This is a genomic window from Nonomuraea sp. NPDC050404 (assembly GCF_040655495.1).
Lineage (GTDB): Bacteria > Actinomycetota > Actinomycetes > Streptosporangiales > Streptosporangiaceae > Nonomuraea.
Genome location: NZ_JBFAKB010000018.1, coordinates 139,710 through 156,707, shown reverse-complemented (window position 1 = coordinate 156,707; position 16,998 = coordinate 139,710). Strand labels below are relative to the sequence as shown.

Genomic DNA, 16,998 nt, shown 5'->3' with positions numbered 1-16,998 from the left:
CCCTGTTTTGCCCGGAGAAGACTACTTGATCTTCACCACCACGGTCTTCGCGAACTTGTCCGCGAAGGTCTGCTGCAGCGGCTTGTCCCAGAGCTGGGAGGCGCCGTTGAGCGCGTAGGCGACGCCCGCGATCAGGGTTCCGACGAGGGGGACCCAGTAGAAGATGTAGCCGCCCACCGTCACGAGCGCGCGCTTGAGCGACACGTCGGTCGCCAGGCCGTCGGGCTGCACGTGGCCGCCCACCTGGACGACCTTGATGCCCATCACCATCTTGCCGACCGTCTGGCCCTTCATCTTGACCAGCAGGAAGTCGTAGGCGATGTAGACGATGGTCACGACGATCGAGACGACCAGGTAGTACAGGAGCCCGAAGGTCAGACCGGTGGTCAGCCCCGTGATCGAGCTGTAGGACGGGTACAGCGGCGTGAGGGCGAGCTGCACCACGAACATCACGATGCCGAAGATGACACCGTCGATGATCCTGGCCACCAGGCGCTGCCACCACTCCGCCAGCGGCGCCGGCGCCCCGGGCGGCTGCACGCCGACCGGCTTGCCGTAGGGCTGACCGTAGCCGGGCTGCTGGCCGTAGCCGCCCTGCCCGTACTGCTGCGGCTGCTGGCCGTAGCCCTGCTGACCGTACTGCTGCTGGTCATAGCCGGGCTGCTGCTGACCGTAACCGGGCTGGGCGTAGCCGGGCTGGGACTGCTGCTGCTGCCCATAGCCCTGCTGCTGCTGGCCGTAGTCGGGCTGGGACTGCTGCTGCTGTCCATAACCCTGCTGCTGGCCGTAGCCCTGCTGCTGGCCGTACTGGTCCTGCTGGCCATAACCGGGCTGCGACTGCTGTTGCTGACCGTAGCCCTGCTGGCCGTACTGGTCCTGCTGGCCGTAGCCGGGCTGCGACTGGGGCTGCTGCCCGTACTGGGGCTGCTGGCCGGACTGCGGCTGCTGGCCGTAGCCCTGCTGGCCATAGTCCGGCTGCGACTGCTGCTGCTGGCCGTAACCCTGCTGCTGCTGTTGACCGTAGCCCTGCTGACCGTACTGGTCCTGCTGGCCATAGCCCTGTTGCTGCTGGCCGTAGCCCTGCTGCTGGCCGTACTGGTCCTGCTGGCCGTATTGGTCCTGCTGGCCGTAGCCGGGCTGGGACTGCTGCTGCTGCCCATAACCCTGCTGGCCATAGCCGGGCTGGCTTTGCTGCTGGCCCTGCTGCTGGCCGTACTGAGGCTGCTGGCCGTAGCCCTGCTGACCGTAGTCGGGCTGGCCCTGCTGCTGTCCGTACTGGGGCTGCTGGCCGTATTGGGGTTGTTGCTGGCCATAGCCCTGCTGCTGTCCGTACTGGGGCTGTTGCCCGTAGGCATCGTCCGCCCGGTAGCCGACCACAGTGACGTCGGGGTCGGGCTCGCCGGGGTGGCGGCCCGCGTTCTGCTGTCCGTAGGTGCCAGGCGCAGAATTCTCGCCGGATTCGTCCTGTGGATACGGCGGCTGTCCGGTGCTCACCGTGTCACCTCGCTTCGAGTGCGCATGTGGCACGTGTCAGGACACATGCCTGTGCTGCCCAACGTATCGACATAGGTATCAACAATCACCTTTCCATCGGGTCGAGGTCCGCGTCACCCGATGGCAGATGGAGCAGCATGCGGGTGTTGCCGAGGGTGTTCGGTTTGACGTGTTCCAGGTCAAGGAACTCCGCCACGCCCTCGTCGTACGAGGCCAGCAGTTCGGCGTACACCTCGGGTGACACCGGTGTGCCCTGAATCGGGCTAAAGCCATGCCTCGCGAAGAAGTCGACCTCAAAAGTCAGACAGAATACACGTCGCAGACCCAGATCCTTCGCGTGCTGTATCAGCGCTGAGACGATCCGATGGCCGACACCCATGCCACGGCACCCGGGATCCACGGCCACGGTGCGGACCTCTGCGAGGTCCTCCCAGAGCACGTGGAGCGCGCCACAGCCGACGACCTGCCCGCCCCGTTCGGCCACCCAGAACTCCTGTACGTCCTCGTACAGCGTCACAGTGGCCTTCTTGAGGAGCCGCGGCCCCGCGCCCGCGTCGATGTCCATCAGCCGCTTGACGGCCCGCACATCGAGCGTGCGGGCACGCCGGACCACCACCGCGGTCTCGGGCGCTGTCAGTTGTTCGGCCACCTGCTCCATGGCACTCCAGAGTACAGATGTCATTACGGCTCGGCCCTAACTCCCACGTCTCGGCCCATCCTGTTACATCTCGTGGCCATTTGGGCACACACGCCGAGTGCCCGGTGGAAGCGGGGACAAAGAGGACACACGCACCGTTCTGCCCGCCGTGGCACGAGATCACCTTGTGACCCTTCGGTTGTGAAACCTCTACAGACTCGGCAGTTCCGGTTGAGCACGAACCCGGAGTGCATTAGTGTCCAGCGACGATGTTCCCCGCGTGTCGCGCGCGGGGAACACGCCCAATTCTCGCAAGAGGAGCCGGGGAACCGCAGGTGACGACCTCCCGCCGCCACCAATGGGGTGAATCCGAATCCGTTCGGTAGGGCTGCTCCGGCCCGAACCCGTCAGCTAACCCGGTCGGCGTCTATGAGAGGAGCTTGGTTGGTGAAGCGCACGCACAACCGTGGGGGAAAGTCGGCGGGCGAGCACGCCCGCTCCGGCGAACGGGCCCGGCGGCCATACCGTCTGGGTGTAATAAGTGTCACAGTCGCCGCGCTCCTGATCGCCTCCCCTTTCGGTTCCGCGTCCGCCGACCCGAAGCCCTCGTTGCAGAATCTCGCCAAGCAGGTCGAGAAGATGCACACCGAGATCGAGACGCTGTCCGAGCAGTACAACGGCCAGCGCGAGAAGCTCAAGACCGCCAAGAAGTCCTCCGACGCCGCGCAGAAGGTGCTGGCGACCAGTGAGGCCGATCTCGAGGCCAAGCGCTCCAAGGCCGCGCTGCTGGCCCAGAACGCCTATATGACGGGCGGCCTGGGCAGGATGCTGGCGTTCACGGTCGGCCAGGACCCCGAATCCTTCCTCGACCGGGCGGCCACCACGTACGTACTCGAACAGGAGCAGGGCGAGGAGGTCAACCAGGTCGCCAAGGCCAGGGAGGCCGCCGAGCGCGCCAGGGCCGGCGCCAAGGAGCGCATCGAAGAGGTCCAGGAGCTCGTGGACGAGCTCGGCACCAAGCGGGACAAGATCACCAAGCTGGTCACCAAGGTCGAGAGCAACCTGTTCAAGCGGGCGCTGGGTGAGGCCGGCCGGCCCGGCACCCGGGCCACGCGAGTCAACCTGCCGATCGCCGGCGACGGCAAGGCCGCCCAGGCCGCGCGGTGGGCGCTCACGCAGCAGCTCAAGCCGTACGTCTGGGGCGCCGAGGGCCCGAGCGGCTACGACTGCTCCGGCCTGGTCATGGCGGCCTACCAGCGGGTGGGCATCTCACTGCCGCACTACACCGGCAGCCAGTGGACCGCGGGCAGGCACATCGACCGCTCCGAGATGCGCCCCGGTGACCTGGTCTTCTTCTACAACGACCTGCATCACGTGGGCATCTACCTCGGGGGCGGCATGATGGTGCACGCCCCGCAGACCGGTGACGTCGTACGGATCGCCGCCATCGGCAACCGGCCCTTCGTGGGAGCGGTGCGCATCGCCGACTGAGGCGACCCAGCACGACCAAGCACCGCTCATCAGGACCCGGGCACGTTCCACGCCCGCCGCTGCTAGATCAACTGGCGGCGGGCCGCCCACGCCACGGCCTCGATGGCCGTGGCCACACCGATGCGATCGCAGATGCCCCGCAATCTACGGCGTACCGTTCTTCCGCTGATATCCAGCCGTCTGCCTACCCGGTCGACCGTGACTCCCTTTGCCAGCTCCGCCAGCAACGCAAGATCCGCATGGCTCAACTCAACACCTTCAGTGAGCACATCCATCGGGAGCCCTCCCCCCCAACAGTGAACTTGGGCCTCTCAACCGGGCCAAAGTCGCTCCTCGCAGACGGTAAACGCATCGTGGAAAGGTCGTCAAGCGTGACAATCGACGTACTTGACGAGCGCTATTGACATGATCCGATATATATGGCGTACTCGCGATATGTCGGACCTGATCACCGCGCGATGAACGATCACATCGCCTCCTCCAGCACGCCGGATCCGGCGGCGATGAGCGCGGCCGACGTACTGGGTTTTGATCCATTCGATCGTGAATTTCTGCGTGATCCTTATGCCCGCTACCGCGAGATGAGCTCACGCGGCGCGCTGTTCCGCACACCCGGCGGACTGTTCGTCGCCACCACGCACGAACTCTGTACGGCGCTGCTCCGCGACCCCCGCTTCGGCCGCGGCACCACCCTGCCGAACGGCGAAGACCCAGGTCAGCCCGTCGCCTCGTTCCTGTTCCTGGACCCGCCCGACCACACCAGGCTGCGCGCCCTGGTGAGCAGGGCCTTCACCCCGCGCATGGTGGAACGCCTGCGCCCGCGCGTACGGGCCATCACCACCGAGCTGATCGCCGGGCTGGAGGAGGAGACCGACCTGGTGTCCGGTTTGGCCTACCCACTTCCGGTCATGGTGATCAGCGAGATGCTCGGGGTGCCTCCAGAGGACCACGTACGCTTCCGCGACTGGAGCGAGAAGCTTGCTCGCGGCCTTGACCCGATGCTTACAGCGGACCTCCAATCGGAAACCGGCCGGGCCAGAACGGAGTTTCGCGACTACTTCCGCGAACTGGCCGCGCTCAGGCGGGCGCGGCCGGGAGACGACCTCCTGAGCGCTCTGACCCGCGTCCCGGAGCTGACCGAGTCGGAACTGCTGGCCACCTGCGTGCTGCTGCTCGTGGCCGGCCACGAGACGACCGTCAACCTCATCGCCAACGGGGTGCTCCAGCTCGCCCGGCGCGGCCTGCTGCGGCACGCCGCGGAGCGGCCCAAGGAGGTGGTCGAGGAGGTGCTCAGGTACGACCCGCCGGTCCAGCTCACCTCCAGGCTCGCGCTGGAGGACGCCACACTCGGCGGCGTGCCGGTGCCCAAGGGCACGCTCGTGATGGCGGTGATAGGCGCGGCCAATCGCGACCCGGCCGTCTTCCCCGACCCCGACCGCTTCGACGTGACCCGGGAGCCGGGCCGGCACCTCGCCTTCGGGCTCGGGATCCACTTCTGCCTGGGGGCGACGCTGAGCAGGATGGAGGGCGAGATCGCGCTGTCGGCTCTGGCCGGGGCGGCGCCGGGGCTGGAACTCGCCGATGCGGCACCGCCGTACAAGGAGAATGTGGTGTTGCGCGGGCCGGCCGCCCTGCCGGTACGGCTGGGCGGCCGCAAACCCGTCAGTGAGTGGGCTTGACCAGCGGGAACAGGATGGTCTCGCGAATGTTCCTGCCGGTGAACGCCATGATCATCCGGTCGATGCCGGCACCCATGCCGCCCGTGGGCGGCATCGCGTACTCAAGGGACTGCAGGAAGTCCTCATCGAGCTGCATGGCCTCCACGTCACCCCCGGCGGCCAGCAGGGACTGCTCGACCAGGCGGCGGCGCTGCTCGATCGGGTCGATGAGCTCGGAGAAGGCGGTACCCAGCTCGGTGCCGAAGCCGATCAGATCCCACTTCTCGGTCAGCAGCGGGTCGTCGCGGTGGTTGCGGGCCAGCGGCGAGGTCTCCAGCGGATAGTCCATGACGAACGTGGGCTGGATCAGCGTGTGCTCCACCAACTCCTCGAACAGCTCCTGCACGAGCTTGCCCGCGCCCCACTTCGGATCCCAGTGGATCTCGCGGCGGTCGGCCAGCTTGCGCAGCTCCTCCAGGGTGGTGGAGGTGGTGATCTCCTCGCCCACGGCCTGCGACACCAGATCGTAGAGCCGGACGCGGGGCCACTCCACCAAGCCGAGGTCGACCTCCTGGCCGTCGTGCACGACCACCGAGGTGTCCAGCGCGGCCACGACGGCCTTCTGGTACATCCGCTGGGTCAGATCGGCCATGTCGTGATAGTCGAGGTAGGTCCCGTACGCCTCAAGCATCGTGAACTCGGGGTTGTGCGTGGAGTCCGCGCCCTCGTTGCGGAAGGTCCTGCTGATCTCGAAGCACTTCTCGATGCCGCCCACCACGAGCCGCTTGAGGTAGAGCTCGATCGCGATGCGAAGGTAGAGCTCCATGTCGTAGGCGTTGATGTGCGTCTTGAACGGCCGGGCCGCCGCTCCGCCGTGGATCGGCTGCAACATCGGCGTCTCGACCTCGAGGTAGCCCTCCTCGTGCCAGAAGTCCCGCACCGCGCGCACCGTGGCGCTGCGGACGCGGGCCATCTTCCTGGACTCGTCGTTGACGATCAGGTCGACGTAGCGCTGGCGGACCCGGGCCTCCGGGTCGGTGAGGCCGACGTGCTTCTCCGGCAGCGGGCGCAGGCACTTGGAGGTGATCTGCCAGCTGTCAGCCAGGATCGACAACTCACCCCTGCGCGAGGTGATGACCTCGCCCGTCACGCCGACGTGGTCGCCGAGGTCGACGTCGCGCTTCCAGGCGGCCAGGGACTCCTCGCCCACCTTGTCCAGCGAGATCATGACCTGAAGGTCGGCGCCGCCGTCGCGGAGGGTGGCGAAGCAGAGCTTGCCGCCCACCCGGTTGAGCATGACGCGCCCGACCACGGCGACGGTCTCACCGGTGGCGGTGTCAGGGTCGAGGCCCTGGTATTTCTCCCTGACCTCGGCGTTCGTCGCCGTGCGTGGGAAGTTCACCGGGTAAGGATCGACGCCCTCACTGCGAAGGCGGTCGAGCTTCTCCCTCCGGATGCGCATCTGCTCGGGAAGTTCGTCGCTCACAACATCAAAGGGTAGGGGATATGGCGAACTGCAAGGGCTCGTCGGCTCCATGCAGGACCTCTGCAAGAGCCCTCTCGTACCAATGTGTCATGAGCTCAGGGGGGAGCCGGTAGGGAACCGGCCCAGGGAGGGCTCAGGGAGACAAGATGTTCAAGAAGATCGCGACCGGCGTCCTCGCCGTCGCCGCGACCTCCGCGGTGGCCCTGTCGCTTCCCGCGGCGGCCCACGCCAGCTCGTACGGAGAGGGCTGGGGCCCCGTCTACTCCAGGTACGACCTGGCCAAGGCCGAGGGCTGGATCGGTGTCAAGTGGGACCACGAGGGCGAGTCCAACAGGGTCACGGTCAGGGGCAAGCTGTTCGACCTGGACAACCGCACCTACGACGAGGGCGGCAAGTGCGCTTTCGTGAAGTTCGAGGCCAGTGACTTCGACCACGACTGGTCCCCGGTCCACTACAAGAAGTACTGCGGCTACCCCGGCTACAAGTCGTTCGGCTTCACGGAGCACGACGTCTACAGCCTGCGGGCGAAGGTCTGCCAGGTCGCCCCGCACGGCGGGCACGCCAAGAAGTGCGGTCCCTGGGAGTACCTCTACACCGCCGAGAGCGAGTGACACACCCATGAGCGACGAGCGGCGTTCGGGCGGAACGCCGCTCGTTTCACGTGAAGCCTCAGGTCACGTTCCGGTGGTAGATCAGCCTCAGCCCGATCAGGGTGAGCCACGGCTCGTGTACGTCGATCGAGCGTGACTCGCCCACGACCAGCGCCGCGTGCCCGCCGGTGGCCACCACGGTCACCTCGTCGGGATCGTCGGCCAGTTCGGCGGCCATGCGTTCGACGATGCCGTCCACCTGGCCGGCGAAGCCGTAGATGATGCCGGCCTGGAGCGCCTCGACGGTGTTCTTGGCGATCACCGAGCGCGGCCTGACCAGTTCGACCTTGTGCAGTTGGGCCCCGGCGGCGGCCAGCGCGTCCACGGAGATCTCGATGCCGGGGGCGGTGACCGCGCCGACGTACTCGCCCTTGGCGGAGACCGCGTCGAACGAGGTGGCGGTGCCGAAGTCGACGATGACGCAGGGGCCGCCGTACTGGTCGATGGCGGCCAGCGCGTTCACGATGCGGTCGCTGCCGACCTCTTTGGGGTTGTCCATGCGTACGGGCACCCCGGTGCGGATGCCCGGTTCCACGATCACGGCGGTCACGTCGCCGTAGTAGCGCCGGCACATCTCGCGCATCTCGTTGAGCACGCTCGGCACGGTGGAGCAGATGGCGATGCCGTCAATGTCGGCCCCCTTGAGCAGCGGCGACTGGGCCAGCAGACCTTGGAGGATGACCGCGATCTCGTCGGCGGTGCGGCGGGCGTCGGTGGCCAGCCGCCAGTGCTCGATGACGTCCTCGCCCTCGAACAGCCCCAGCACTGTGTGCGTGTTGCCGACGTCGATCGTGAGCAGCATCAATTACCCCCGCAGATCCAGTGCGATGTCAAGGGCCGGCGCTGAGTGCGTCAGCGCTCCCACCGCAAGGTAGTCAACGCCAGTTTCCGCCACGTGGCGGGCCGATTCCAAGGTCAATCCCCCGCTGGCCTCAAGCGCAACCCTGTTTTTCGCCCGATTTTTCACGACATGTACGGCATGTGCCGTGTCTTCGATAGTGAAGTTGTCCAGCAGGATCAGTTCGGCCCCCTCCTTCAGGACGGGATCGAGCTGGTCAAGCCGGTCGATCTCCACCTCTATCGGCAGTTCGGGATAGCGGTCCCGGACCGCCCTGAACGCCTCGGCCACACCCCCTGCGGCCACCACGTGATTGTCCTTGATCAGGGCGGCGTCCGACAGCGACATCCGATGATTGACGCCGCCGCCGCAGCGTACCGCGTACTTCTCCAGCGCCCGCAGCCCCGGCAGCGTCTTGCGGCTGTCGCGCACCCGGGCGCCGGTGCCGCTGATCGCCTCGACCCATCGGCCGGTCAGCGTGGCGATGCCGGACAGGTGCGTGAGCAGGTTGAGCGCGGTGCGCTCGGCGGTCAGCAGGGCCCGCACCGGGCCCTCGACGGTCATCAGCACGTCGCCCTCCCTGACCCGCTCGCCGTCCTTGGCCCCGCGCTCGGCACGGGACGCGCCCAGCCGCAGGAAGACCGCCTCGGCCACGGCCAGCCCCGCCACCACACCGTCCTTGCGGGCCACCACGTCGGCGGTGGAGCGCTGCCCGGCGGGGATGGTGGCCAGGCTCGTCACGTCACCCGCCTCGTCGAGGTCCTCGCCGAGCGCGCGGTCGATCAGCGCGTCCACCTCGGCCGGGTCCAGCCCCGCGGCCGTGAGCTCCTGCGCCAGGCGCGGCGGCATCGCGTCGGCGTGCGGTGTGTAGGTCATGCGAAGGCCCTCCTCCGCCAGGCTCACGTCCAGGTGGCCCAGCCATTCGTCGTCGTCGCGGGTGTCGTGGTCCTCGCGCCAGTGTGAGCCGCGCGTCTCCAGCCGGGCGGCGGCCGCGCCGGTGAGCACGGTGGCGACGGTCAGCAGGTTCGTCGCCTCCCATGACTCGGTGCAGGCCGGCACCGCGACCGGGGTCCAGCGGGCGTCGCGCAGTGCCCTGGCGGTGGCGACCAGCGTCTCGCGGCTGCGCAGCACGCTCGCGCCGGTGCTCATGTGGGCCTGGATCCTGGCCCTGACCCTCGGGTCCACCAGCCCGTGCGCGGCCTCGCCCGCGACCGGCTCACCGGGCGACGGGCGTTCGGCGTGAATGTCCGCGGCGATGCGCTCGGCGAAGACGAGCCCTTCGAGCAGCGAGTTGGAGGCCAGCCGGTTCGCGCCGTGCACGCCGGTGCAGGCGACCTCGCCGCAGGCGTACAGGCCCTCGATGGAGGTACGGCCGCGCAGGTCCGTACGGACTCCGCCGCTGGCGTAGTGGGCCGCGGGCGCGACCGGGATCGGCTGCGCGGCCGGGTCGATGCCGTGCTCCCGGCAGATGGCGTAGATGGTGGGGAAACGCTCCTGCCACCGGTCGCGGCCGAAGTGCCGCCCGTCCAGGTACACGTGTTCGCGCCCGGTCGCGATCATCGTGCGCATGATGGCCTTGGCCACGACGTCGCGCGGCGCCAGGTCGGCCAGTTCGTGCACGTCGGCCATGAACCGGTTGCCCTCGTGGTCGGTCAGGAAGGCCCCCTCGCCCCTGACCGCCTCCGAGATCAGCGGCTGCTGGCCGGTCGAGCCCTCGCCGAGCCAGAGCACGGTCGGGTGGAACTGCACGAACTCCAGGTCGCGCACCACCGCCCCGGCCCGCAGCGCCAGGGCCACGCCGTCGCCGGTGGAGACCGCGGGGTTGGTGGTGGCCGCGTAGACCTGGCCCATGCCGCCGGTGGCCAGCACCACCGCCCTGGCACGCACCGCGCCCACTCCGTCGCGCGCGCCCTCGCCCATGACGTGCAGGGTCACGCCCCTGGCCCGGCCGTTGGCGTCCTTGAGCAGGTCGAGCACCAGAGCGTGCTCGATCACCTCGATCTCGCCGGCGCGCACCGCCTCGGCCAGCGCCCGCTGCACCTCCGCGCCCGTGGCGTCGCCGCCGGCGTGCACGATCCTGCGCCGCCGGTGGCCGCCTTCCCTGGTGAGCTGGAGTTGCCCGTCGGGCGTGCGGTCGAAGCGGGCGCCGCGCGCCATGAGCCGCCGCAGCGCGCCGGGCCCCTCGGTCACCAGCGTGCGCACGGCTCGTACGTCACACAGCCCGACCCCGGCCAGCAACGTGTCGTTGAGATGTTCGTCGGGGGTGTCGCGGGGGTCGAGCACGGCCGCGATCCCGCCCTGGGCCCAGCGGGTGGAGCCCGATGACAACACGTCCTTGGTGACGACCAGGACCTTGGCCCGGGGCTCCAGCTCGGCGTAATGCAGGGCCACGGTCAGGCCCGCGATGCCCGAGCCCACGACGACCACGTCGGCCTCGGTGGTCCAGCCGGGTTCTGGGGCGGTCAGACGCAGGGGAATCGCCGGTGCGCTCATTAGGGATCTCCTCACTGAGGCGATTTCGTCACTATGACGATAACGCCTGGAATGAGGTGAACGCGCCCCGGGGGTGCCCTGTCAGTGGGCCTCGGTCTTCCTGATGAACGCCTCATACTCGGCGAACGGTTCGAGGCCCACGGCCCTGCGGCGCTCGTCCAGCAGGGCCGGCTCCTCGATCGGCATGGGCTCCAGGCCGTTCTCGCCGTCGTGAAACTGGGTGCCATAGAGCTGGGGGCGGCCCGAGCGCACGCGTACGCGGTCCTCCAGGTAGGCCAGGTCGCGCGGCGATGCCTCGTCCGACTCCACGGCGTCGGCCATCACCTGGTGGAACAGCCGCTGCACCGCGCGCGAGGTGGCGTGCTGGGCCAGCAGCCAGGCCGCCCGCGCCGCCCGCTCCCCCACCTGGGAGATCAGCGGCCAGCCGCGGGTGGCTACGACGGAGTAGAGCCAGGCGGTGTTGCCGTCGTCCAGTCGCTGTAAACGGGCCAGCCGCCGGTCACCGGGAAAGCCCTTGGCCGGGTCGCGCATCGCCTGGTCCATCTCCATGCGCCGCAGCAGCTCCGCCTTCAGCTCCTCATCCGTCATGCCCCGACGGTAGACCGCCTCAGGCGGGATTCAAGGTGAGGGTGACGTTGTCGATCAGCCTCGTGGAACCGGCCTTCGCCGCCACCGCGAGCACGGCCATGCCCGAGTAGTCCTCGCTCACTTCGGCGAACGTGGCCGGGTCGACCAGGGCCAGATAGTCCACCTCAAGCGCGGGTCCCGCCTCGTCGAGCACCGCCCGCGCCGCCTGCCGGATCCTGGCCGGGGTGAGCTCGGCCGCGCCGGTCCGCAGGGCCCGCGACAGCGCCAGCGCGACCCGCCGGTCGTCGTCGGACAGGTAGCGGTTGCGGCTGGACAGGGCCAGGCCGTCGGGCTCGCGTACGGTCGGCGCGCCCAGGATCTCGATCGGCAGGTCGAGGTCGGCCACCATACGGCGGATGAGGGCCAGTTGCTGGGCGTCCTTCTGGCCGAAGACCGCGAGGTCGGGCTGTACCAGGTGGAACAGCTTGAGCACGACCGTGAGCATGCCGTCGAAGTGGCCCGGCCTGAACGCGCCCTCGACGACCTGGCCCATCTGGCCCGCGGAGACGCTCACCTGACGGTCGGGGGCGTACATGTCCTCGGCCGACGGGTGGAACACCACGTCCACGCCCTCGGCCCGGCACACGTCCAGATCGGCGTCAAATGTACGGGGATAACGCGAAAAATCCTCGTTAGGACTGAATTGGAGGGGATTGACGAAGACGCTCACCACGACCTGGTCGGCGCGTACCCGGGCCTGCCTGATCAGCGACCTGTGCCCCTCGTGCAGCGCGCCCATGGTCGGCACCAAGGCCACCGTTCCCGTATGGCGCGCCTTGACCAGATCTTCCCGGTTCCTGGCGACGATCAGCTCCACAACTGCCCTCCGAACGCGCGACGGTCAGGTCCATATATTGCCCCCCAGCGCGTCGAGCAGCCGCTCCGCCTCCTCCGGTTTGAGCAATCCCGCAGCTAGAGCCCGGTCCGCGGTGAGCCGGGCCAGCGCGATGTAGGCGTCGGCCGCCTCGGGGGCCGCCAGGATCAGCGCGTCCACGTGCTTGCGCACGGTGCCGGCGTCGCCGCGTACGACCGGGCCCGTCAGACCGGCGATGCCCAGCCGCAGCACGTTGTCCAGCGCCGCGCCCAGCAGCGGGCCGAGCATCCGGCCCGGATGTTCCACGCCGATGCCGCGCAGGAGGTCGGAGGACTCCGCGATCAGCGTGACCATGTGGTTGGCCGCCCCGGCCAGGGCCGCGTGGTAGAGCGGGCGGTCGGCGTCGGCGATCCACACCGGCTCGCCGCCCATCTCGATCACCAGGGCCTCGGCGACGGGCCGCAGCATCTCGGGGGCGGTGACGCCGTAGGAGATGCCGGTGAGCTTGTTGAGGTCGTCGTCCCTGCCCGTGAACGTCATCACCGGGTGCAGCGCGAGCGGCAGCGCGCCGGCTTCGGCCGCCGGGTCGAGCACCGACAGCCCGTACGCCCCGCTGGTGTGCGCGAGCATCTTGCCCCGCAGGTCGGCGCCGGTGCCGGCCAGGCCGCTGACGAGGTCGGGCAGCGTGTCGTCGGGCACGGTGAGCAGGACGAGTTGCGCGGCGGAGACGACCTCGTCCGGCCTGGACGGGGTGACGCCGAGCCGATCGGCGGCCCGTCGCCGTGAGTTGTCCGACACCCCGCTCGCGGCCACTACCCGGTGTCCCGCCTGCGCCAGCGCGGCTCCGAGAGCGGAGCCGACCTTGCCCGCCCCGAGCACGCCGACGGTCAGCCGGGCCGGGCGATCCCCTGCGTCCATGAAGTCTCACCCCTGTCGACCGTGATGGCACTGCCGACCAGCGTAACGGCCTCGTCGAGTGGCTGGCGTGACCGCTGTTTTGCCGCGCGTTGAGTTAACGACAAAACCGACAAGGGCATACAAAACGTGCACCCTCTGTCGGAAGAGATGAGGAGAGGGGTCCACCGCATGACAGCGGGCGCCGAATCCCGGATCGAGACTCGACGCCCGCACGATGCGACCTCTTGAAGGTGCGCCGCCCGGCCAGCCGCCGACTGGCCGACCGGGGACGAGCCCGGGCCGACCTGCGTCGGCCCGGGCTCTTTCCGTATCAGTGACCGTGGGAGTGAACGCCCGCGCCACCCTTGCAGCCCGCGGTCGCGCCGCCGATGACGGCCACGGCGTTGCCGCAGACGTTGACCGGGACGGAGACGGGGAGGTGCAGCTGGTTGCCGCCGAGCACGCTGCCGTTGCCGCTGGTGACGTCGGCGTAGGCGGCCGGGGCGGCCAGGGACAGCATGGCAGCGGCGCCGGCGAGGACGATGACCTTCTTCAGCACGTGGTGCTCCTCTCATTTCGCGGCATGAGGCCGCGGATGCTTTTGGCTAGGAGAGCAAAATGGCCGCACCAATTGGGGGTTGGCTGAACGCATTCGCTCGATGACAGCGAGTAAACATTACCGCAAGTTCGCGACCTTGAGTAGTCACTTCATGACGATGCGTATCCCAGGAAAGTCATGAGATAGTCCTGGGCATGTGGCTCACCTGGCGCGTCGCCACCGAGCGCGCGCTGTACGGCGAGGAGGGTTTTTACCTCCTGGAGCGCCCTTCGGGCCACTTCCGCACCTCGGTCAGCGCCTCCGCGGCCTTCGCGGAGGCGGTGCTCGCGCTGCTCGCGGAAGTGGACGCCGAACTGGGCGAACCTGACGTGCTCGACCTGGTCGACATCGGCGCGGGCGAGGGCGTGCTGGTCTCCCAGGTGCTGGAGAGCGCCGAGCCACGCCTGCGCGAGCGGCTGCGCGTCACCGCCGTGGACCTCTCGCCCAGACCGGAGGGGCTGCCCGAGCGCGTGGCCTGGTCCAGAGGCCTGCCGACCGAGATCTCCGGGCTGGCGATCGCCAACGAGTGGCTGGACAACGTGCCGATCGACGTGGTCGAGCAGACGGCCGAAGGGCCGCGGCTGGTCATGGTCAACGCGCGTACGGGCGAGGAGCGGCTCGGCGGCCCGCTGCGGCCCGCCGACCGGGACTGGCTGGATCGGTGGTGGCCGCTGACCCGGGTGGGCGCGCGGTGCGAGATCGGACGCCCGCGTGACGAGGCATGGGCCTCGGTGCTCGTACGCCTCACCAGGGGCCGTGCGGTCGCCATCGATTATGCACACCCTGTGGACAACCGGCCGTCGCATGGCACGCTGACCGGGTATCGCGACGGCGCGGTCGTCGCCCCCGTACCCGACGGGACCTGCGACATCACCGCTCACGTCGCGCTGGACGCGTGCGCGGAGGCCGGGCGGCGGGCCGGTGCGATATCCACAACCTTGTCCACACAGCGGGAGGCGTTGCGGGAGCTGGGGCTCACGGGCGCGCGGCCGCCGCTCGACCTGGCCCGCACCGATCCGCGCGGTTATCTCAGGGCTCTGGCCAGAGCCTCCGAGGAGGGCGAGCTGATCGACGCGTCGGGGCTCGGCGGGTTCGGCTGGCTCTGCCAACGCCGCTGAACCTCTCGGCTCAGGCGGCAGTGAGATCCAGGGACTCCAGGCCCCTGATGATGTAGCCGGGCTTCCAGGTGGGCTCCCGCCGCAGCTCCAGCTTGGCGGCCCGGTCCAGCAGCGCGCCGAACGACTCGGCCAGCTCGATGCGGGCCAGCGGCGCGCCCAGGCAGAAGTGGATCCCGGCGCCGAAGGAGATGTGCGGGTTGTCGGCGCGGCCCACGTCGAGGCGGTCCGGGTCGTCGAACACCGCAGGATCCCGGTTCGCCGAGCCGAACAGCAGCGCCACCTCCGAGCCGCGCGGGATGCGTACGCCGTGCACCTCGATGTCCTCCAGCACCCAGCGCTCGAACATCTGCAGCGGCGTGTCCCAGCGCATCAGCTCCTCCACGGCCGTGGGCAGCAGCGAACGGTCGGCGCGCAGCCTGGCCAGCTCCTCCGGGTTCCTGAACAGGGACCACCAGCCGTTGCCCGTCACGTTCACGGTGGCCTCGTGGCCTGCGTTGAGCAGCAGGACGCAGGTGCCGACCAGTTCGTCCTCGGTCAGCTCGTCGATCTGGGTGAGCGCGCTGACCAGGTCGTCGCCGGGGTCCGCGCGGCGGACGGCGGCCAGGGACTTGAGGTAGCCGGCGAACTCCGAGGCCGCGCGGACCGCGGTGTGCTGGGCCTGCGGGGTGGGATTGAGCTCGTACATCCCGCAGATGTCGGCCGACCAGGGCCGCAGCAGGTGGCGGTCCTGGTCGGGGATGCCGAGCATCTCCGCGATCACGGTGACCGGAAGCGGCTCGGCCACCTCCGCGATCAGATCCCCGCCGCCCTTTTCCACGTACGCCGCCACCAGGCCCGCGGCGATGGCCTTGACCTGGGGGCGCAGCGACTCGACCATGCGCGGCGTGAATGCCCTGGAGACCAGCCGGCGCAACCTGGTGTGCACCGGCGGCTCCACGTCGAGCATGCCCGCCCTGATCACGCGCCAGAACGGCTCCTGGAACTCCGGCTCCGGCGGCCTGCCGAACTCCTCGTGACCTGCCACGTGCAGGTACGAGCGGCCCAGCCGACGGTCCCTGAGCAGCGCGTTCACGTCGGCGTGCCGCGCGATGAGCCACTGGCCCGTCGGCTCGAAGTAACTGACGGGCGCCTGCCGCCTCAGCTCGTCATAGACCCGGTAGGGATGGGCGACGAAATCGGGATTCCAGGGATCGAAGCGCACTAGTCCAGTTTAGGAGCGGCGGCCTCCCTCTTCTTGAGGTTCCTGCTGCGCACCCGGATGTTGAGCAGCTCCACGATGACCGAGAACGCCATGGCGAAGTAGATGTAGCCCTTCGGGATGTGCTGCTCGAAGCCCTCGGCCACGAGCACCACGCCGATCAGCACCAGGAACGACAGCGCCAGCATCTTGACCGTCGGGTGCTGGTCCACGAACCGGCTGATCGGCCCGGAGGCGAACAACATCACCAGGACCGACACGATGACGGCCGCGATCATCACGCCGATCTCGTCCACCATGCCGACGGCGGTGATGACCGAGTCCAGCGAGAACACGACGTCCAGGATCATGATCTGGATGATCACCGAGGCGAAGGAGGCGGCCGCGGCGTTCTTGCCGTCCTTACCGTGCCCCTCCATTTGGTGGTGGATCTCCGTGACGCTCTTGCCCAGCAGGAACAGGCCGCCGAGCAGGAGGATCAGGTCACGTCCCGATATCTCGTGCCCCCAGACGGCGAACAGTGGCTCGGTGAGCTGCACCACCCACGACAGGCCGAGCAGCAGGAGCAACCGGCTGATCAGGGCCGCCGCGAGGCCGAGCACGCGGGCCCGGTCGCGTTGCTCGGGAGGCAGTTTCCCGGCGAGGATGGAGATGAAGATGATGTTGTCGATCCCCAGCACGATCTCCAGGGCGACAAGGGTGAAGAAGCCGATCCAGATGTTCGGGTCGGTCACCCAATCCAACATCGGACACACCTCCATGAATCATTGGCTGACGGGGGTTTCCCGGTAGCAACGACTCAGGTGTCACATAAGTTCGCGACTTGCGTAATGTGCCCTGGTGTCGGTTATAGTGCCGGACGTAGGTCATGAGTGCCAGCGACAAGCCCCGGCTAGCTGGCCGGCAACCCTCGCGTCCGCGGCGGGGTGCCCCGGGTGAGGACCTGGTCCGCCACGGGGTGTGGCGGGCAAGCGCGGGCTCCATGGCTGTTCCCAGGGG

The 16,998-nt window shown here is 68.8% G+C and carries 16 protein-coding genes and 2 riboswitches; of the genes, 4 read left to right on the top strand and 12 right to left on the bottom strand.

Features of this window, described 5'->3' with window-relative positions; genetic code table 11:
• Positions 1 to 21: 21 nt before the first annotated feature.
• Both AB0I81_RS40630 and AB0I81_RS40625 read right to left on the bottom strand, forming a co-directional pair.
• Positions 22 to 1,494 carry an RDD family protein gene (locus tag AB0I81_RS40630; RefSeq protein WP_360668783.1) on the bottom strand — a complete coding sequence of 491 codons (1,473 nt, stop codon included), beginning with the start codon at positions 1,492 to 1,494 and terminating at the stop codon, positions 22 to 24.
• 85 nt (positions 1,495 to 1,579) lie between these two features.
• Positions 1,580 to 2,152, bottom strand: a complete 573-nt coding sequence (locus tag AB0I81_RS40625) for an amino-acid N-acetyltransferase (RefSeq protein WP_360668780.1) — start codon at positions 2,150 to 2,152, stop codon at positions 1,580 to 1,582.
• A gap of 268 nt (positions 2,153 to 2,420) precedes the next feature.
• Positions 2,421 to 2,572: riboswitch (cyclic di-AMP (ydaO/yuaA leader) on the top strand.
• 6 nt (positions 2,573 to 2,578) lie between these two features.
• On the opposite strand from AB0I81_RS40625, the gene AB0I81_RS40620 reads away from it, so the two are divergent.
• Positions 2,579 to 3,622 (top strand): NlpC/P60 family protein, encoded by a 1,044-nt coding sequence (locus AB0I81_RS40620; protein ID WP_360668777.1) that lies wholly within the window; start codon positions 2,579 to 2,581, stop codon positions 3,620 to 3,622.
• Positions 3,623 to 3,684: 62 nt separating this feature from the next.
• Here AB0I81_RS40620 and AB0I81_RS40615 read toward each other — a convergent pair whose 3' ends face one another.
• Complete coding sequence (locus AB0I81_RS40615; RefSeq protein WP_043615366.1) at positions 3,685 to 3,897, bottom strand: LuxR C-terminal-related transcriptional regulator; 213 nt, start codon at positions 3,895 to 3,897, stop codon at positions 3,685 to 3,687.
• Positions 3,898 to 4,080: 183 nt separating this feature from the next.
• On the opposite strand from AB0I81_RS40615, the gene AB0I81_RS40610 reads away from it, so the two are divergent.
• Positions 4,081 to 5,301, top strand: a complete 1,221-nt coding sequence (locus AB0I81_RS40610; RefSeq protein ID WP_360668775.1) for a cytochrome P450 — start codon at positions 4,081 to 4,083, stop codon at positions 5,299 to 5,301.
• On the opposite strand, the gene lysX is transcribed toward AB0I81_RS40610, so the two are convergent.
• Positions 5,285 to 6,742: a bifunctional lysylphosphatidylglycerol synthetase/lysine--tRNA ligase LysX gene (gene lysX, locus AB0I81_RS40605; protein WP_360669100.1), complete on the bottom strand. Its 1,458-nt coding sequence runs from the start codon at positions 6,740 to 6,742 to the stop codon at positions 5,285 to 5,287. The genes AB0I81_RS40610 and lysX overlap by 17 nt on opposite strands.
• A gap of 170 nt (positions 6,743 to 6,912) precedes the next feature.
• Here lysX and AB0I81_RS40600 point away from each other — a divergent pair, with 170 nt between their 5' ends.
• Positions 6,913 to 7,377, top strand: a complete 465-nt coding sequence (locus AB0I81_RS40600; RefSeq protein WP_360668772.1) for a hypothetical protein — start codon at positions 6,913 to 6,915, stop codon at positions 7,375 to 7,377.
• A 58-nt stretch (positions 7,378 to 7,435) separates the two neighbouring features.
• On the opposite strand, the gene AB0I81_RS40595 is transcribed toward AB0I81_RS40600, so the two are convergent.
• From AB0I81_RS40595 to AB0I81_RS40570, 6 genes are all read right to left on the bottom strand, one after another.
• The gene (locus AB0I81_RS40595) at positions 7,436 to 8,218 is read right to left on the bottom strand and encodes a type III pantothenate kinase (protein WP_360668769.1); all 783 of its coding nucleotides are present in this window, start codon (positions 8,216 to 8,218) and stop codon (positions 7,436 to 7,438) included.
• Positions 8,219 to 8,221: 3 nt separating this feature from the next.
• Positions 8,222 to 10,747 (bottom strand): L-aspartate oxidase, encoded by a 2,526-nt coding sequence (locus AB0I81_RS40590; protein WP_360668766.1) that lies wholly within the window; start codon positions 10,745 to 10,747, stop codon positions 8,222 to 8,224.
• Positions 10,748 to 10,828: 81 nt separating this feature from the next.
• Complete coding sequence (locus AB0I81_RS40585; RefSeq protein WP_360668763.1) at positions 10,829 to 11,335, bottom strand: DUF6624 domain-containing protein; 507 nt, start codon at positions 11,333 to 11,335, stop codon at positions 10,829 to 10,831.
• 19 nt (positions 11,336 to 11,354) lie between these two features.
• Positions 11,355 to 12,191 (bottom strand): pantoate--beta-alanine ligase, encoded by an 837-nt coding sequence (gene panC / locus AB0I81_RS40580; protein WP_360668760.1) that lies wholly within the window; start codon positions 12,189 to 12,191, stop codon positions 11,355 to 11,357.
• Positions 12,192 to 12,215: 24 nt separating this feature from the next.
• Positions 12,216 to 13,106 (bottom strand): DUF2520 domain-containing protein, encoded by an 891-nt coding sequence (locus tag AB0I81_RS40575; protein WP_360668757.1) that lies wholly within the window; start codon positions 13,104 to 13,106, stop codon positions 12,216 to 12,218.
• Between the two features lie 310 nt (positions 13,107 to 13,416).
• Entirely contained in the window at positions 13,417 to 13,644 is a 228-nt protein-coding gene (locus AB0I81_RS40570; protein ID WP_360668754.1) for a chaplin family protein, read from the bottom strand.
• Positions 13,645 to 13,838: 194 nt separating this feature from the next.
• Between AB0I81_RS40570 and AB0I81_RS40565 the strand changes: the two genes are divergently transcribed.
• Positions 13,839 to 14,801 carry an SAM-dependent methyltransferase gene (locus tag AB0I81_RS40565; RefSeq protein WP_360668751.1) on the top strand — a complete coding sequence of 321 codons (963 nt, stop codon included), beginning with the start codon at positions 13,839 to 13,841 and terminating at the stop codon, positions 14,799 to 14,801.
• A gap of 10 nt (positions 14,802 to 14,811) precedes the next feature.
• Here the strand turns inward: AB0I81_RS40565 and AB0I81_RS40560 are convergent, their stop codons facing one another.
• Complete coding sequence (locus AB0I81_RS40560; protein ID WP_360668749.1) at positions 14,812 to 16,002, bottom strand: cytochrome P450; 1,191 nt, start codon at positions 16,000 to 16,002, stop codon at positions 14,812 to 14,814.
• Positions 16,002 to 16,745, bottom strand: coding sequence for a TerC family protein (locus AB0I81_RS40555; protein WP_360668746.1), 744 nt, complete (start codon positions 16,743 to 16,745; stop codon positions 16,002 to 16,004). Before AB0I81_RS40555 ends, AB0I81_RS40560 begins: the two co-directional genes overlap by 1 nt.
• A 118-nt stretch (positions 16,746 to 16,863) precedes the next feature.
• A riboswitch (SAM riboswitch) is annotated at positions 16,864 to 16,979 on the top strand.
• Positions 16,980 to 16,998: the final 19 nt, after the last annotated feature.

Bases quoted from the DNA above. Each gene is read 5' to 3' on its own strand.
- AB0I81_RS40610 (WP_360668775.1), top strand. From the start codon at position 4,081: ATGAACGATCACATCGCCTCCTCCAGCACGCCGGATCCGGCGGCGATG.
- AB0I81_RS40565 (WP_360668751.1), top strand. From the start codon at position 13,839: ATGTGGCTCACCTGGCGCGTCGCCACCGAGCGCGCGCTGTACGGCGAG.
- lysX (WP_360669100.1), bottom strand. From the start codon at position 6,742: ATGCGCATCCGGAGGGAGAAGCTCGACCGCCTTCGCAGTGAGGGCGTC.
- AB0I81_RS40615 (WP_043615366.1), bottom strand. From the start codon at position 3,897: ATGGATGTGCTCACTGAAGGTGTTGAGTTGAGCCATGCGGATCTTGCG.
- AB0I81_RS40585 (WP_360668763.1), bottom strand. From the start codon at position 11,335: ATGACGGATGAGGAGCTGAAGGCGGAGCTGCTGCGGCGCATGGAGATG.
- AB0I81_RS40600 (WP_360668772.1), top strand. From the start codon at position 6,913: ATGTTCAAGAAGATCGCGACCGGCGTCCTCGCCGTCGCCGCGACCTCC.
- AB0I81_RS40590 (WP_360668766.1), bottom strand. From the start codon at position 10,747: ATGAGCGCACCGGCGATTCCCCTGCGTCTGACCGCCCCAGAACCCGGC.
- AB0I81_RS40575 (WP_360668757.1), bottom strand. From the start codon at position 13,106: ATGGACGCAGGGGATCGCCCGGCCCGGCTGACCGTCGGCGTGCTCGGG.
- AB0I81_RS40625 (WP_360668780.1), bottom strand. From the start codon at position 2,152: ATGGAGCAGGTGGCCGAACAACTGACAGCGCCCGAGACCGCGGTGGTG.
- AB0I81_RS40595 (WP_360668769.1), bottom strand. From the start codon at position 8,218: ATGCTGCTCACGATCGACGTCGGCAACACGCACACAGTGCTGGGGCTG.
- AB0I81_RS40555 (WP_360668746.1), bottom strand. From the start codon at position 16,745: ATGTTGGATTGGGTGACCGACCCGAACATCTGGATCGGCTTCTTCACC.